The sequence below is a fragment of the Alcaligenes nematophilus genome (assembly GCF_026344155.1).
GTDB classification, from domain to species: Bacteria; Pseudomonadota; Gammaproteobacteria; order Burkholderiales; family Burkholderiaceae_B; genus Alcaligenes; species Alcaligenes phenolicus.
Window position 1 is genome coordinate 484,421 of sequence record NZ_JAPKMZ010000003.1, and the last position, 15,996, is coordinate 500,416.

18 protein-coding genes are annotated in these 15,996 nt (G+C 56.7%); 3 read left to right on the forward strand and 15 right to left on the reverse strand.

The window, feature by feature from the left end; all coding sequences use genetic code 11:
* Nucleotides 1–264: 264 nt before the first annotated feature.
* The 7 genes from OSH04_RS10885 to OSH04_RS10915 form a co-directional block, all read right to left on the reverse strand.
* Nucleotides 265–1,371, reverse strand: a complete 1,107-nt coding sequence (locus OSH04_RS10885) for a hypothetical protein (protein ID WP_035269660.1) — start codon at nt 1,369–1,371, stop codon at nt 265–267.
* A 26-nt stretch (nt 1,372–1,397) separates the two neighbouring features.
* The gene (locus OSH04_RS10890; protein ID WP_026483541.1) at nt 1,398–2,420 is read right to left on the reverse strand and encodes a Nif3-like dinuclear metal center hexameric protein; all 1,023 of its coding nucleotides are present in this window, start codon (nt 2,418–2,420) and stop codon (nt 1,398–1,400) included.
* A 248-nt stretch (nt 2,421–2,668) separates the two neighbouring features.
* Nucleotides 2,669–3,019 carry a hypothetical protein gene (locus OSH04_RS10895; RefSeq protein WP_035269656.1) on the reverse strand — a complete coding sequence of 117 codons (351 nt, stop codon included), beginning with the start codon at nt 3,017–3,019 and terminating at the stop codon, nt 2,669–2,671.
* A gap of 42 nt (nt 3,020–3,061) precedes the next feature.
* Entirely contained in the window at nt 3,062–4,006 is a 945-nt protein-coding gene (locus OSH04_RS10900) for an ornithine cyclodeaminase family protein (protein WP_226349675.1), read from the reverse strand.
* A gap of 11 nt (nt 4,007–4,017) precedes the next feature.
* Complete coding sequence (locus OSH04_RS10905) at nt 4,018–4,296, reverse strand: 2Fe-2S iron-sulfur cluster-binding protein (RefSeq protein ID WP_009457378.1); 279 nt, start codon at nt 4,294–4,296, stop codon at nt 4,018–4,020.
* An 11-nt stretch (nt 4,297–4,307) separates the two neighbouring features.
* The gene (locus tag OSH04_RS10910) at nt 4,308–4,652 is read right to left on the reverse strand and encodes a hypothetical protein (RefSeq protein WP_035269651.1); all 345 of its coding nucleotides are present in this window, start codon (nt 4,650–4,652) and stop codon (nt 4,308–4,310) included.
* A complete protein-coding gene (locus tag OSH04_RS10915) occupies nt 4,652–4,960 on the reverse strand; it encodes a 2Fe-2S iron-sulfur cluster-binding protein (protein ID WP_009457376.1) in 309 nt (102 codons plus the stop codon). Before OSH04_RS10915 ends, OSH04_RS10910 begins: the two co-directional genes overlap by 1 nt.
* A 202-nt stretch (nt 4,961–5,162) precedes the next feature.
* Between OSH04_RS10915 and OSH04_RS10920 the strand changes: the two genes are divergently transcribed.
* Nucleotides 5,163–5,354: a hypothetical protein gene (locus OSH04_RS10920; protein WP_266108455.1), complete on the forward strand. Its 192-nt coding sequence runs from the start codon at nt 5,163–5,165 to the stop codon at nt 5,352–5,354.
* On the opposite strand, the gene OSH04_RS10925 is transcribed toward OSH04_RS10920, so the two are convergent.
* From OSH04_RS10925 to OSH04_RS10950, 6 genes are all read right to left on the reverse strand, one after another.
* Nucleotides 5,351–6,385, reverse strand: coding sequence for a 2Fe-2S iron-sulfur cluster-binding protein (locus OSH04_RS10925; RefSeq protein ID WP_266108456.1), 1,035 nt, complete (start codon nt 6,383–6,385; stop codon nt 5,351–5,353). The genes OSH04_RS10920 and OSH04_RS10925 overlap by 4 nt on opposite strands.
* A gap of 20 nt (nt 6,386–6,405) precedes the next feature.
* On the reverse strand, nt 6,406–6,885 hold the full coding sequence (locus tag OSH04_RS10930) for a GlcG/HbpS family heme-binding protein (RefSeq protein ID WP_022983673.1): 480 nt from the start codon (nt 6,883–6,885) through the stop codon (nt 6,406–6,408).
* A 31-nt stretch (nt 6,886–6,916) separates the two neighbouring features.
* Nucleotides 6,917–8,377, reverse strand: coding sequence for an aldehyde dehydrogenase family protein (locus tag OSH04_RS10935; protein WP_035269645.1), 1,461 nt, complete (start codon nt 8,375–8,377; stop codon nt 6,917–6,919).
* 60 nt (nt 8,378–8,437) lie between these two features.
* Entirely contained in the window at nt 8,438–9,172 is a 735-nt protein-coding gene (locus OSH04_RS10940) for a TenA family transcriptional regulator (protein WP_022983674.1), read from the reverse strand.
* Nucleotides 9,173–9,295: 123 nt separating this feature from the next.
* On the reverse strand, nt 9,296–10,777 hold the full coding sequence (locus OSH04_RS10945; RefSeq protein ID WP_266108457.1) for a gamma-glutamyltransferase family protein: 1,482 nt from the start codon (nt 10,775–10,777) through the stop codon (nt 9,296–9,298).
* Nucleotides 10,774–12,291 (reverse strand): hypothetical protein, encoded by a 1,518-nt coding sequence (locus OSH04_RS10950; protein WP_009461936.1) that lies wholly within the window; start codon nt 12,289–12,291, stop codon nt 10,774–10,776. Before OSH04_RS10950 ends, OSH04_RS10945 begins: the two co-directional genes overlap by 4 nt.
* Nucleotides 12,292–12,460: 169 nt before the next feature.
* Between OSH04_RS10950 and OSH04_RS10955 the strand changes: the two genes are divergently transcribed.
* Both OSH04_RS10955 and OSH04_RS10960 read left to right on the forward strand, forming a co-directional pair.
* Nucleotides 12,461–13,195: a sulfite exporter TauE/SafE family protein gene (locus tag OSH04_RS10955; protein WP_266108458.1), complete on the forward strand. Its 735-nt coding sequence runs from the start codon at nt 12,461–12,463 to the stop codon at nt 13,193–13,195.
* Between the two features lie 100 nt (nt 13,196–13,295).
* Nucleotides 13,296–14,003 (forward strand): GntR family transcriptional regulator, encoded by a 708-nt coding sequence (locus tag OSH04_RS10960; protein WP_009461948.1) that lies wholly within the window; start codon nt 13,296–13,298, stop codon nt 14,001–14,003.
* Here OSH04_RS10960 and OSH04_RS10965 read toward each other — a convergent pair whose 3' ends face one another.
* Both OSH04_RS10965 and OSH04_RS10970 read right to left on the reverse strand, forming a co-directional pair.
* The gene (locus OSH04_RS10965; protein WP_009461950.1) at nt 14,004–14,594 is read right to left on the reverse strand and encodes a TetR/AcrR family transcriptional regulator; all 591 of its coding nucleotides are present in this window, start codon (nt 14,592–14,594) and stop codon (nt 14,004–14,006) included.
* A 63-nt stretch (nt 14,595–14,657) separates the two neighbouring features.
* Nucleotides 14,658–15,893, reverse strand: a complete 1,236-nt coding sequence (locus tag OSH04_RS10970; protein ID WP_115634605.1) for a multidrug effflux MFS transporter — start codon at nt 15,891–15,893, stop codon at nt 14,658–14,660.
* Nucleotides 15,894–15,996 lie beyond the last annotated feature (103 nt).

A 15,996-nucleotide genomic window follows, 5' to 3' on the forward strand; every position in this document is an offset into this window, starting at 1 on the left:
CACAAAAGCAAAGCATCAATAAGCGCAATGGGCCGCAGCGCACGCTGCCGGACAGAAAAAGGCATCAACTTAAAGAACCAGAGTCACCGAGGTGCCCTGCCTTAAAAAGACTACGACAGGCTCAGGTTAAACAAGTGTTCTTTCAGCCCTGTTACAGTTTTATGGCAGTTCGATGGCAGTCACCACGCCTGGAGAAAACAGACAAAATAAAAAAAGAGCGCCAACATCAGCGCTCCTAAAGTGGGGGGAACTACAAACAGGAACTCAGACAATCAAAGGCGTGAGAAACACAGCCAGTACCACTGCCGTCAACAAGCGCATCACAATGCCCAGAACGGCGGCCAGCATGACTTCTTTTTCATTCAGATCCGAGCATTCAGCCCAGACCACCGGAATCTGCCCAAAGACGGCCGACAGCGGCAATCCCGAAGAAGCCAGTACGAAGGAACCCACCACCAGAGATGGATCCAGTGTTGCAGCCATCGCCTGCAACTTGCCCATTGCCAAGGTGGGGCTGACCAGCATCGCCAGCACGCCGGTTTCAGGGTGAATATTCAGCGCAAGCAAACCGCGTTCAAGTACATCACTGATAGGTGCCCAAATGCCGATATGTTCAAGCAAACCAATGACACAGAACACCAGGGCCACAGCCGGGATCAGGATCAGCAGCAACAGTTCCACCCCTTCGCGGGCAGCCTTGAACAGCATGGGCGCAAAATCGATATTCGGCGTGAAACGGGGGGCTGCCAGCAAATCCACCGAACGAACATTGCGGTAGACCAGCCGCGACAGCAATAAGGGGGAGAGCAACAAGGGGCCGAAGATCGCAATCAGCACCACGGCAAAGACATTCACCCCGGCAAAGGTCAAAGCCATCATGCCCAGCATGAACGTGGAGAACGACTGCTGAGACTGCACCATCGTGGCTACCGCAATCTTTTGCTCGTCCTTTGTTGCACCAGCCTGCCGCAACAAAGGCCCCGAAATACGACCAGCGGCGTTGATATCGCCAAAAATGTTGTACACGCTGGGAATAATGACGGCCGGATTGATTCCAATGGCCCGCATCGCCGGCATGAACACTCGCATCATGGCATCGGTAAAACCCAAACGCTCCAGCAAGCGTCCAATGATGACGCTGATAATGACAGCCACCCCAACCTGCCCGGTCAAAAATACATCCACCACCACGGGCTTGACCTTGTTGAGCACCGTATCAAACGCGCCCGACAAGGTAGCGGGAAAGAAAAACAGCGTCAGCATGGCGAGCAGCAGCAAGCCCAGGCCCACCGCCTCGATACGCTCCATGGGCCGACGGCCCGCAGGCGCTACATGCACTACTTTGTCTATTTCTATTGTTTTGTTATCCATGTCTCTCTCCGTTCAGGAAGCTGGACCTACTGGAAGCTCAACACGTTCTTGCCCATCAGGTGGGCGGTCGAAAAATGCTGGGCGTATTCACGCAGGCGGGCACCCCCCACCTGGTGCACAGGCGTAGACGTCACCCGATCACGGAACATCACCACCTCGACGCCATCGAGCAAGGCACTCAAGGCATAGGCCAAGGGCAGGCCATTCTCCAGGATCTCCAGCACGTGGCTATTGCCCACCAGGAAATTCAGACCCAATTCACGAGCACATTCGATAAGCGCATGACCGTCGTAGACCCGGCTGATAGAGGCCAGCACCGTGTCAACGCCCGGGTTCTCGGCCACCGCCTGACGCAGATGGTCGGGGCTGAATCCCGTATGCGGAAAAATGTGCAAAATACGCCCGACGCGACTGTTGCGCTCCCCTAGCCGAATCGCACCACGCGTCAAGGTGCTGGTCTCCAGAATGTTTTCATTGCCCTTGATGCGGCGTTCAGCCTGCAAGACCTGATCCTCCAGATCCAGCCCCATGAAGCCGTCAAGCCGATCCAGCATGTCGCCCAAGGTGCTCACCCCATCCAATGGTTCGCCCACGAACATCACATTGCCATGAATGCCTCCATAGGCAATATCGCTTTTTGCTACTTTGTGGCCATGCAGATACGCGATGCCCGGATGCAGACCATGAAACGCCTCATGACACTCCAGGGCAGCCACCCCATACAGGTCCAGGTAATCCTTCAGGGTCACGCCGCCGCAACTGGCGGCATCGGCGATCGGATGATGCGCAACAATGGCGTCCACCCCGGTTGCGCCCGCCAGCTCAATGCTCAATTCGGACATGGTCATGCACACCGCCACCTTGCGCACTTCCTTGTTAGGATCCCCATGAATCAAGCCTGGGATTTCCAGTACTTCCTTGCCGTAAATTCCAGAGGACTTCCAGATCACGAAGGGATGGTGGCCGCATTTGACCTCATCCATACAGGACACCATGCGTCCCCCCGTGATTACGTTCAATGCATCCAGCAAATCGGCTACATAGGCCATGATTTTGTCTCCAAATAAAAAGCCGGCCTCGAACCCTGGGGTATCCCAGAGTCCGAGGCCGGCGGTATGCGAGCACTTCCTGTCGGCAACTTCCCCAAGCGGACCTGTCAGGGCCTGGGCTTGGCTCCAGAGCAAATTGCACATCAGGCAATCCACTGCGGACGGAAGGACAACAAGACTGTCTACCAGTCAGCTTCTTTTTATCGGTTCGGAATTCAGGGCAACGGTTCTCACCAATGCCACTGCATTCACACTCCTTTTTGCAACAACACCATGGTGGAAGACAATTGCGCCGCGGCGTCGTAGTCCTTGAATATGGCCACCACATCCAGCCCATATTCGTCCACCAAAACCTGCTTCATCTCCTTTTTGAAGGCCTTGATCAGATACAGATCCGCCAGATCAGCAATATGTGCATTTTCACGGCTCAACGTCTGCAAGGCAGGCTGGCGTTTATGAACCGCCAACATGCTGATCCGATCCTCCAGCACATCAATCTTCAGCGTCACGACACCTGATGCAAAAATACTGCTGTTGATGCGGTTGTAGTCCCGGGTCAGTGCCTGCTTGAATTCGCCTAAAGAAGAAAAGCCTGCCATCCCCATTGCCTACTCCCAACATGCTTGAATTATTGTCGTTTTTCAGTGTGCGGCAAGCGCCTCCTGCGCTGTCTTGCCAAGCTGATGACGGCGATACGCCAATCCAGCGACGGCAATATCTTCAATCGCCACACCCACTGATTTATACACGCAAATTCCCTGTGCGTCGTAGCCTTGTCCCCGGTCTAATTGCAACCAATCGCTTAACTCGCACAATTTTCCCGAGACGCCACAATCGGGCGCGGCCAGAATCAGATCCCCCGCCTCCGAGAGAGTCTGCTCGCCCCACTCCACCACAATCTTGCCTGCCCGCTGCAGGCAGGCATCATCCAATTCCCGCGCTGTTGGCAAACTGGAGCCAACGGCGGCGACAAAGCAGCCGGGCTTCAGGCTGCGTCCATCAAACAGGGGATCGCGACTGCGGCTGGCCGTGACCAGAATATCCGCCTGTGCGGCGATCTCTTCCGCTCGGGCGGCTCGCACAGGCACACCACACTCCAGCTCCAGCTGGTGGCAGCGCTTCTCATCGACATTCGGGCTCCACACCAGCACACGCTGCAAATCAAAGGTCTGGCAAAACTGCAGGGCATGCGCCATCCCCTGGGCACCCAGACCCAGCACTCCCAAGGTTTGCGAATGGGGATTGGCGCCACGCTGTGCTGCCAGTACCGAGCAGGCTGCAGTACGCCATTGCGTGATCGCGCCAGCATCCAAAGTGGCCAAAGCCTGTCCGCTCAGTGCATCAAACAGCACAATGACAAAATTGAATGCGCCATGCACGGTCGTATAAATCTTGGCACCCGCCACTTGCTGGCCTGGGATGACCGCGCCCAAGGTCGACAAGCGGGTATCGCCCACCTGCGTGCGCACACGACGCTGCTGGGCCGCCTGGCCCTGCCCAAACTCGATGAAAGCCTGCTCCAGCACCTCTTGTACGGCAGGCGCATCAAGCAGCTCGTGTAGTTGCTGATCGGTCAAATGCAGCATGGCCGCTCCTTTTACCAGCTCACCGTAACGTCACCACGAACAAAGGTCTGGCACGCCATACGAAAACCCTCTGCCAGATCCTGCTCGGACAAATGCTTGTGTTCCTTGGCCTTGACCTCATCCGTATTGCTCAGCCCTTCCGTAATTCGGCACTTGCAGGTGCCGCAGATCCCACCCCCGCACTTGAACGGGATGCCACCGCGCTCGCGGATGGAAACCCGCAGCAAGTTACTGTTCTCGGCGGCAGACACCACCAAATCATTATTCGACGCAAATGTAATCTGAACCATATTCTGCTACCTCAGGATTGCTGCTGTGCCGGGGTCTGTGCCCCTGCCTGGTGTCCGTCAAGCTCACACTGACGCAATTCGGCTTGTATGCTGCCAAAGTGCGTCAATCCGGCCAGTTCTTCATAAGCCTGTTCGACTGTTGCAAACTTTTCCATTTGCCGGGTAGGGATGTCATTGACCGTGCCATTTGGCGTCTCTTCCACAATGCGAACGCGCGAGCCTTCCTGAATACGCGCAATGGCAAACACCGCCTTGAAGCGACCCTGAAAATGGTATTCATAGGCCGCCACCATCTCCACGCCCACGCCCGGTTCCGTGCGGTATTCCCCTGGCTTGCTGGTCAGCACCACATACATCACTGCACCTCCTGTGTTTCAGCTTGCTCCAGAACGATGTCCTGATTAATCCATAGCTGACAGGCCAGCCGCCAGCCCTGATCGAGTCGCTCGCCCAATTGTTTTTTCTCTTTCCAGTTGGCCGCTGGCAAATGCTCGCCCCCCTCCAGAACACGGCAGGCACACTTAGCGCACTTGCCCATGCCACAACCGTAGGTCAAATGCGGAAAGGGAAATTGCTTGATACCCGCCCGGACCACCAGATTGGTGTTCTCCTGCACCTCACCCACATGCGTCTGGCCGTTTTTATGAAAAGTAATGGTTGGCATGAAACCTCCTGCTGGCTGCCAATAATGCGACCGGATTGCGAGCCCTGACCGCCTGAAAAAACCAAGAACGGTATACCAAGATAAAAACCGCAACCTTCAAGCAACAGTTTTTCTTGTTTTTAGACACAAATATCCGTCAATTTGAGTAGAAACCCCTATTGCGGTATACTTAATTCAATTCAAACCCATTAACGAGATCATCATGAAAACCCCCGTCGAACTTCGCTATCTGCAGCGTCCCGTCGGCGAGCAGTTGCTGCCACACTTGGCAAAGCGCAAGCATCTGCGCCGTCGTATCCCGCTCATCAACCTGCCCTCATTAACTGAACTGTTTGGCGGCCGCAAGAAGCGCGACCCCAAAGCCGGTCAGGACCAACTCCCCCACCGAGCCTAGACAAGAGAAGGCTCTGCCGAGCTGGGATCAGACTGAAAGTTGAAGGCGTCGGCATACATGAACTGCTCATTGGCGCCATGCTCCTTGAACAAACCACGGGCCTGCTCAATCATCACGGGCGAGCCACACAAGTAAATGGCATGCTCTGACAGGTCAGGTTCATCCCGGCACACCTGTTGCTGCACATAGCCGCGCGCGCCTTGCCAACTCTCGTCAGCATGGGAGAGCACAGGGACAAAACGGAACTCGCACAAGCGCTCAGCCCAAGATTCGATCTCCTGGGCCAGATACAAGTCTTCGGGCCGATTCATTCCCCAATACAGGCTGACAGGCGGGCAATCATCCTTGTCCAGCAAGGACTCCAGAATCGCCTTGATGGGGGCAATGCCAGTTCCGGTTGCCACCATGACCATGGGTCGCCAGTCGCGCTCACGCCAATAGAACACGCCCAAGGGCAGTTCCAGCAGCAGCTCGTCGCCGGCTTTCAGGGTCGGCAAACATACCTGGGTGAAACGCCCACCCTCCACTTCCCGCACATGCAATTCAATGCGCCCCTGTTCGGCATCGGCATTGGCCATGGAAAAACTGCGTGCACGCCCGTCCTCAAACAAGATGTTCAGATACTGACCTGGACGGAACGGCACTTGCACATCCTGCGGCAACTGTAAAATCAGACGCCAGATCCCCTGACATGCCCTTTCCACGCTGTGAACCTGCGCCCGGACTTGCCGGGTTTCAGGCAAGTCATCTCGATGCGCGGCCAGACTGATCTCAATATCGGCATCGAGCCGAGCCTGGCAGGCGGCGGCATGGCCCTGCTCGTGTTCTTCATCAGCAATGCTCATGGGCAGGCAGTCATCCTCATAACAAACCTTCCCACGGGTGACCTGAATGCGGCAGGTCCCGCAGCCACCAAACTCGCAGTCGCTATAAATGCGCACGCCTTGGCGCTGGGCGGCCTGCAAGATGGTCTCTTGCGGTTCTACCCAAAACTGCTCGCCGGTTTCCTTGATATCGACACGATGGGCCATGACCCGTCCTCCTGATGCCACTATTTCTTGATGTCCGCCTGAACCAGCACGTCCAGACCCTCTGCCTTCAAAGCCTCGGCCAAGGCCTGCAAGCCAGCAACACCGGCTGCCGTGTCCTGCTCGCCGTTACCACCGCTCAGGCCTATGCCACCAATGACTTCGCCGTTGACCACGATGGGGTAGCCGCCTACAAAAGCAGCAAAGCGACCTTCAAAGCTCAACTGAATCCCGAAGGCTTCGTTACCCGGCAAGGCGGGGCCATTAGGCGGCGTGGTGAACAAATGGGTGGAGCGCTTGTGGCCTGCAGCGGTAAACGCCTTGTTCCAGGCAATCTGGGCGCCGGTAATACGTGCCCCATCCATACGCTCCATCACGATGGGGTAGCCCCCTTCGTCAACCACGCAAACGGTCTCCAGCACGCCAATCTCCTTGGATTTGGCAATCGCCGCGTCCACCATCAAGCGCGCTTCGCGCTGTTCGAGACGTAGGATCTTTTTCATATGTCTTCTCAGTATTTCGGGTTAATAAAATTCAGATACCGCGATACACGGTCTTGATCTGGGTATAGAACTCCAGGCCCGCCCGGCCCGACTCGCGGAAGGTGGAGGTGCTGGACTGTTTCAGTCCACCAAAGGGAGCATTGATCAAGTTGCCGGTTGTGGTGCGATTGATCTTGACCGTCCCGGCCTCAATGTCATTGGCGAAGCGATGCGCATATTCAGCACTGCGCGTCACAATGGCGGCAGACAAGCCGTATTCGGTGTCATTGGCCATGGCCAGTGCCTGCTCGTAGGAATCGATTTCCAGCAAGGCAATCACCGGGCCAAAAATCTCTTCGCGGGCAATACGCATCTGCTGGGTCACGTCTGTGAACAAAGCCGGACGCATGAACAGGCCCCGTGCGTAGTCACCTTCAGTCAAACGTTCGCCGCCCAGTAAATGGGTGGCTTCCTGCTTGCCGATGGCCACATATTCCAGAATGCTTTCCAACTGGCTTTCGGTGGCAATCGGGCCCAGATCGGGGTTGCCATTCAAACCATTACCCACGCTCAAAGCGCTGACTTTCTCTACCAGGCGCCGCGTGAATTCTTCTTTGACCTGACGATGCACCAGCACACGGCTGGTTCCCGTGCAGGCCTGGCCGCTCAAGGAGAATCCGCCTTGAACCACCAGTTTGACGGCCAGATCCAGATCGGCGTCTTCCATGACAATCAAGGGATTTTTGCCACCCAGCTCCATCTGAGTCCGGGTGCTCATGCGTGCCTGACGACAAATGTCTTCACCCGCCTGGGTCGAACCAGTAAACGAAATAGCGCGTACCTGAGGAGATTGCACCAGCGTGGGCCCCACTTCACTGGCCCTGCCATGCACCAGATTCAGCACACCCGCCGGAATCCCGGCTTGCGCAAAGGCTTCGCACAGGTAATAGCCCGTCAAAGGTGTGTCGGATGAAGGCTTGAACACGACGGTATTACCGGTGATCAAGGCGGGGGCAATTTTGCGTGCCGGGATGGAGATAGGGAAATTCCAGGGCGCAATCACGGACACCACGCCCAATGGTTCACGCTGGGTGTACACCAGTTGCTGCGCATCATCCTGGGGGAAGGTCTCGCCGGTATAGGTCTGGCCTTCAACCGCATAAAAACGCAAGGTCTGGGCCGAGCGCCCGACTTCCATCTTGCTTTGCGCCAGCGTTTTGCCCTCTTCTCGCGTCAGGCCCTGAGCGATACGGTCCACATTAGCATCAAGCCAGGCTGCCGCCGCATTCAGCACACGAGCTCGAGCGGAGATAGGCGTGGCTCGCCATCCTGCAAAGGCAGCCTGAGCAGCTGCAACGGCCGCCTTTGCGTCCTCAGCCGTGGACAATGGGAAAGCCCCCACTACATCATCACGATCGGCCGGATTCAGATTGGGCTGCGTACGCCCGCTCTGGCTGGGCAGCCACTGCCCATCAATGTAATTGTCGAAAACGACGTCCTTGAGATTGTCCACCGCTGTACTTCCTTGTTTCTAGGTCGGCGGGCAGCCCATCTGCCCGCTCGGCTGTCTGGCTCAGGCTGCTTCCAGCTGCAGTTCTTGCAGGCTGATTTCGTCTTTGACGTAATCGTTGTACAAGGAGGTGGTATACAGTAGACGCATCTCGGCACCAATTTCGCAGATGCGCAGGCAACGCTGTTGCAGCTCTACGGTATTGGCGTGCTCAAGAACGATCTGGTAGCCGCGCTCGCCATGAATCTCGTCGGACACGATATGCAGATCGAAAAACTCCACTTCTTCATCGGTGAAGCCGTATTTTTCACGCAGGGTCGGTGTCTGCTTGCGGTAAATGGAGGGCACCTGAGACTCCAGACCCACGACTAGCCCTGCAACGGCAACAACGGGGTCTTCACGCATGGCAATGGCGTAACACCAGGCCTGCAAGGCGCGGGTGGTGGCATTCATATTGTCAGGATCTTCGATCCGAGCCCGTGTCGTGCCACACGCTTCGCCAAAGCGGATCAGCAGGTCTGTGTGACGGTCGCCCCCAATTTCCTCTTCATACATATTGGCCAGCAAGAAGTCTTTGGCTTCTACGTATTCGGCGGGGGTGCGGGCATACAGATAGCCCAGGTAATCAGCAAAAGGGCCGACATAGTGGTAGTGGTTTTCAGCCCAGCGAGCCAGATGCTCACGGCTTAATTTGCCGCTGGCCCAGGCAATGCTGAAAGGGGAAGTATTGGCACTTTTCCCTTTAATGGCGGTTTCCAATGCGGTGCGAAATTCATCGCGATTCAGCAGTTTTTCCATGACTGTTTCCTTGTTGAAAGACGTCGCCCTGACAGCAGCCGACGAAAGATGAGTTTTGGACTATTTAAGTATATTGTATACCGTCTACTATTTTAGAAAGTAGGGAATAACCCTGCCCGATTATCAATCCAGCGCCACACAACCATCTTTGCGTGGGTCAGAAACAGCCTGCAAACGGCCGTCCGCCAAGCGCTCGACGGCCTGAGCGCCGCCAAAATCGCTGCGACCAGCCAGCTCGCCTACGCCTTTATCGGGTGGCACATACCCATGTTCACGCAGGAAGGCCGCCCGACTTGCACCAAAGCCGTCTTCCAGGGCCAGCCGCCCAGCCCCCTCCAAACGCCAGCGCGGTGCAAACAAGGCTTTCTCCAAAGGCCAGCCATCACGCAGAACACGAGTCCATATCTGTATCTGGCCTTGGGGTTGCATCAAACCACCCACCACACCCAGCCCCATATGGAACTGCCCCGACTTCAAGGCCAAAGACGGAACAACCGTGTGATAAGGGCGTTTTCCCGGCCCAGGGCCATTCACATGCCCAGGCTCGGAGAAACCGAAACCCCGGTTTTGCAGCACAAATCCACAGCCGGGCACGGCATACGCAGAGCCGAATCGTTTAAAAATGCTGGACATGAACGTCACCGCCAACCCGTCTGCATCGACCACAACCGTGCAGACCGTATTGCCTGCCGGATCACACACGACCCGTGAAGCCTGAACCATCGCCGCTTCGGTCGCCTTGACCAGTTCCAGCTCCGCCGCATCCTGGTCAACCGGGCGTTTCCAGGCGCGTTGCACGGCGTCCAGGACTGCCACCCCATGCGTGTTGGGGGGACATTCATAAAGACTGAACTCTCCCAGCGATGCGCTGACAGGCTCACAGAAAAACCCTTTATGACGGCGAAAGTCCTCAGCCCTCAACAGCCCCTGTACCTGCTCCATTGCCTGCTCTGCCTGCTGCGCGGGACGCCCCAGATAGAAGGCATCGGGGCCTTGCGTGGCGATGTCCTGCAAGACAGCTGCCAGTTCAGGGTTCAGGTATTGCTCCCCCGCCTTGGGCGGCTTGCCCGCCCTATAAAGGGCGGCACACACGGGATCGCGGTGCAGTACAAAATCAAAGATTTGCCATTCACGCGCCGCCACCGGCGCTACCGCAAACCCTTCCCGCGCTGCCTGAATGGCAGGCTGAAACAAGCAGGCCCAGTCCAGACGGCCATAGCGCTGGTGCATATCCCACCACCCTCGCACCAGGCCAGGCGTGGTAATGGACAACACATGACGCTCCGGAATCCGTCCCCCAGGCAAAGCCTGAACATGCTCAGCCTTCAACAGCAGGGGCGCCGCTCCGCTGCCGTTATAGGCCACTGGCATACTGTCGGGCGATGCAATCATGGCCAACAGGTCGCCACCAATGCCTGTCGCCATAGGTTCGACAACCCCCATGACAGCATCGGCAGCAATAGCCGCATCCACTGCACTACCCTTGAGTTCCAGCATGGCCTGCGCGGCCCGCACCGCCAAGGGGTGCCCGGCAGCAACGGCCCAATGTTTCCCCAAGCCCTGTTTTTCACCGGCGCGGTAGGCTGTCGTACCCATATCGCTCATCCGAACACCAGCACAGCGCAAATTGTTGACAGGGCCATCCCCGCCAGCACAGGAACCGTCAGGGCTCGCACCAGATCCAGAACATGCACTCGGGCAAAGCCCGCCACGGCAATCAATGAAGACCAGGCAATCAAAGTGCCACCGCCCGTCCAGATAGCACCGATCTGTCCTACCGCAGCCAAGGTTTCAACCTCCAGCCCGGATACCGGGCTCAAGGCCGAGGCCAGGGTTCCTGTCAATGGCAGGCCCGAGAAGCCCGAGCCATCAATGCCCGAGATCATGCCCACCAACAGAACACCAAAAGCCACCAGAAAATGATTGTCCGGAATCAGATGCTGCCCCGCCGAGATCAGCTCGAACAGCAGACTGGGTGTTTGTTCCAGTGGGGTGCCCAAAATAGCAGACGTTGCTTCACTGGCGCCCAGGAAGAAGAAACCGGCGATGGGCAGCACCGAACCCATGGCGCGAAAGGCGAATACAAAACCATCGGTCATATGATCCGGGCAGGTGTCCAGCATGCGCCGCGGCCCTTCTGCCATACAGGTAGCAATCATCATCAACACAAAGGCCACACCCCCCACCAGACCGGCGGCGTCGCCACCCCGCAGGACTGGCAAGGACGGGATAAAGCGGGGCAACAGCATGATGCCAATCACCGCCAGAAACGCCAGTGGCGTAATCCAGGCCAGAATGCGCGAATAGCGCTCTTCCTTGGGGCTCAGGCCAGGATGCACCGTGTGTTCATTACCCGCCGTTCCACGAGCAATCTCGGCCTTGTCATACGTGCCTTGGGATTCCACTTCATCCAGGGTGCTATCCGGCGCCTGGCGCATCCAGGCATCCAGCAAACGGCTATCTGCCGGTTTGAAATAGCGGCGCATCAGCAAAAATGTCAACGTCAACGCAACGCCACCGGTAATCCAGGAAAGCACCAGCGCACGATCCGCCAGCACGGCAACATCGGCTCCGACACCGGCTGCCTTGGCGCTGATGCCAGGAGCAACGCCAATGATGTAGTCGGACGACAGCGCCATGCCCTGCCCACAGATGGCGATAGCCATCGCCCCGACCAGGGGAGGCAAGCCAGCCGCAATCGCCGCCGGCAGCAAAATGGCCGACACCAGAGGTACAGCGGGTGTGGGCCAGAAGAACAGGGAAATAAAGTAGGTAGCCGCCGCAATCATCAGAAAGGACGAGGCACTATTGACCATGACCTTGCGGAAGGGGGCCACCATCTTCACATCGGCCTCCAGCCTCTTTAACGAGTTCAGCAGGGCAGTCATGAACGTGATTACCAGGAAAATATTGAACAGTTCCTGGGCCGCCACAAAGCTGGCTGAAAAAATACTGATGAAGCCTTGGATAGGGCTGCCAGTCATGGCGGTGACGACCGCCAAGGTGCCAATAACCGATGGCACCACCACATTGGCCCGGAAAATCATCGTAATGATGATGACCAGAACGCTGATCAAATAAGCCCAGTGCGCCGCACTGAGCACCACGTCGCTTTGCATGTATCCCCCTTCCTTCTCTTTTTTCTGAATATCGAGCACATCTGAAACGGTATACTATCTTCAATTGTGATTTCCAATCAGAAAAAACTATCAAAAACTGGGGAAAACTCTAAGAGTTTTATGTTTGAAACACTTAGATGGAATACCTTATACAAATGAAGAGGAAACTATGGCGGCTTTGATTGATCTGGTGGACCCGCTCTCCTGGCTGCTCATGGCCTTGCTGGTCGTGTTGGCCGCCTTTTTGCAAGGTGTTGGCGGAGTTGGGTTTGCAATGCTGGTCGCGCCGATTGCCGCCTTGATATTCCCGCAGTTGGTTCCTGGCCCTCTACTGGCCTTGGGTGGCAGCGTCTCTTTGCTGGCGGCCTTGCGGGAGCGTCAACATATCGTGCCCGATGTGGTTGTCTGTGCTCTAAGTGGCCGTTCCACCGGATCGATCATTGCCATACTGGCCATGACACAACTACCCATAGAGGCGGTGAATCTGGGTTTTGCCCTGGCCATTCTGGCCGCAGTCGCACTGAGTGCCTGGGGCTTGCGCATCCTGCCTTCCAAACGAAACATGATCCTGGCGGGCATTGCCTCGGGCATCATGGGAACCCTGACCTCGGTAGGCGCTCCCGCTCTGGCAATTGCCATGCAAAACCTGGCTCCTGCACAGCTACGCGCCTCATTGGGTCTTATTCTGTTTTTAGGGGCAAGCCTGTCCTTGATCCTGCTTATGGTGGCTGGCCTGTTCTCCTGGCAACAGGCAATGCTCAGCATTGTGCTCTACCCCTTCATGCTGCTGGGCTTCGCCTTATCAGGACGATGGCGTCATAAAGTCAGCATGCCGCTAATGCGTAGACTGCTATTGGGGATTTGTTCGCTAAGCGCCGTGGTCTTGATCGCCCGCAGCGTGTGATGAGGATGCTTAGGCCGCAAACTGTATACCATATTCAGAAAAATGCGCTCACACCGTATAATCGTGGCTGGCCCTTTTGCCCAATTGCACAGGTCGCACCATGAATATCCCCAGTTTCAGCCTTCCCAACACCCTTTCCGGCGCGGAAAGCCGTCGCTTGGGCGATCAACATGCGTCATTGTTTGCGGTTATCCGTGACCAATTGCGCGAGCGCATCTTGAGCGGAGAATTTCATCCGGGGGATCGCCTTGTAGAAGGTAAATTGGCTAGCGAACTGGGCGTCTCGCGTATTCCGGTACGGGAAGCCCTGCGCGAGCTGGCCTCCGAAGGTCTGGTCACGATCGAACCACGACGTGGGGCCTCAGTGGCTATCCTGTCGACCGAGATTGCCTACAACATGGCTGAAGTGCGCGCCACGCTCGAAGGATTGAATGCAAAACTGGCCGCCCAACGCCGGGACCCAGCCAATATCGAAAAGCTGCAAACCATTCTGAGCCAGGGCCATGAAGCCATGGATGCCGGCAATCTGGATTTGCTCAAATCCCTGAACCGCCAGTTTCATGAAACCCTGGCCACCATGTCGGGCAATATTGTTCTGACCGAGCTCATGCGCTCCCTGCGTGACCGCACCGCCCTGTTATTTGCGCCCAGCAATTTGCAGCGCATCCGCCAAAACTGGGAAGATCACTCCCAGATCCTCAATGCGGTTGTGGCCGGTAATGGTGATCTGGCCAACCTGCTGGCCACCCAACACGTGCACAATGCAGCCAAAGCCTATCAGGACGCCCAGAACGGCGAGAAAACCTGATCAGGCCGGGCGGCCTGCTCTCAAGGCCGCCTCAAATACCCTCCAGACCGATGCCAGACGCCGCTGGTATTTGTGCGCACCACCAAACAAAAGCTCGCTTTGCAGACTGTCGATCAAGGCCATGTACGTCATGGCCAGGGTCTCCACGCTCAAACCTGTTTCCGATTTGGCCAAAGCGGACTGTGCCAAGGCTTGATGGATGATGCGTTCCAGATCGTCCATGAACACATGCATGGGCTGCATCACCACATCGTACAAATGCACAGGCGGCGCAAACAAGGTGCGAATCCAGAAACGCACTTGATGTGACTGCTCAAAGCGCTCCTGTATCCCTTCCAGGTACGCTCGCAACTGCTCCTTGATGTCATCGCCTCCCTGCAGAACTTGACGGGCGTGGTTCAGCTCATCTTCCACAATCTTCGGAATCAGGTTCAGAAACAGCTCGTCCTTGTTGCGGAAATGGGCGTAGACCGAGGGCTTCTTGATGCCGACATCAGCGGCAATCTCGTTCATGGTGGTGGCATCAAAGCCCTGAACAGCAAAGCGCGCCAACGCGGCATCCTGCAGTTTTTCAGTCGTGGTTTTGCTCACAGTCCAACAGCTCTCAGTCAAAGGCCAATGATCAGGGCCGCTTTCGCGGCCCGCAGCAACTGCCTATTTTACAACCCCCAGCTCACTGACTGATCGGGTCACCGTGCGGCAACGGCCAGCCAGAACATACAGAACAATAGCCAACAGACCGCAGCCACCAATTGCCACAGGCAAAACCTGCGGCCCAGGCACAGCCAGACTGACGATATAGCCCACCACCGCCGAAATCAAGTAATGGAACATGCCCATCAAGGCTGCAGCCGTCCCAGCCTGTGGGCCAGCCACATCCATGGTCAAGGCCGTCACGTTGCCAAACACCATGCCTAAAGAGCCCACCGAAACAGCAATCAAGGCGGCATACAGAATCAGGCCCGCGACATCAGCTTGCACCACCGCATACAGGAGCAGAGCCGAGGCCGTATGAACAATCAGTCCCAAAGCCAGCACCCGAGAGGTGGGCATCCCGGCCTTCAACAAATAATTGCTGACGACCCCACCCAGAACCAGCGCCACCGAGTTACCGGCAAACACATAGCTGAATACGGCCGGCGACAAGGAAAAATGCTGCGTGAACACAAAAGCCGAGCCGCTGATGTAGACAAACAAGGCTGCCAGTGCGAAACCACCGGAGCCGGTATATGCCATGAAAGCCTTGTTACCCAGCTCGCGACCGTAGGCGCGAACAATATGACCGGGGTTCAAGGGCACACGCTGGCTCACGGGCAGCGAATCCGGTATGGCTTTAAGTCCCCAGAGCAGCCCCATCGTCCCTAATGCCGCCAGCATCCAGAAAATGGCACGCCAGTCTGCATGGCTCAACAGGTAGGCACCCAGAATGGGGGCCACAATCGGTGCAATCATCATCACCTGCATCAGCAGGGAAAAGATGCTTGCCGACTCTTTGACATCGCACAAGTCCGCCACAATGGCACGCGGTGTGACCAAGCCCGCTGCGGCGCCTAACGCCTGGATAAAACGCGCCGCCAACAAGGCTTCAACCGATGTGGCCAAAGCGCCAAAAACCGAGCCCACCACAAAAATAACCACGCCCAGCAGCAAGGGCACTCGACGCCCGAAGCGATCCAGCAAAGGGCCGTAAATACCTTGGCCCAAGGCCAGGCCTGCCAGAAACACCGACAAGGTTTGCTGAATCCGGCCGGGGGAAGCCCCCAGCTCCTGCGCGATAGCAGGCATGCCCGGCAAATACATATCAATGGCCATGGCATCCAATGCCGTCAACAAGGCCAGCAACAAGATCAAGGGCCAGGCCAGGCTTCTGGCACGTGACAGCTCGCTCATGTCACACCCTCTACACTGCGGAAGAACAGAAATTCAAACACGCTCACACCCCCGTATATAGCGACGTCAATCAAAACTACCTACCGATAGGTAGGAAAGCCGC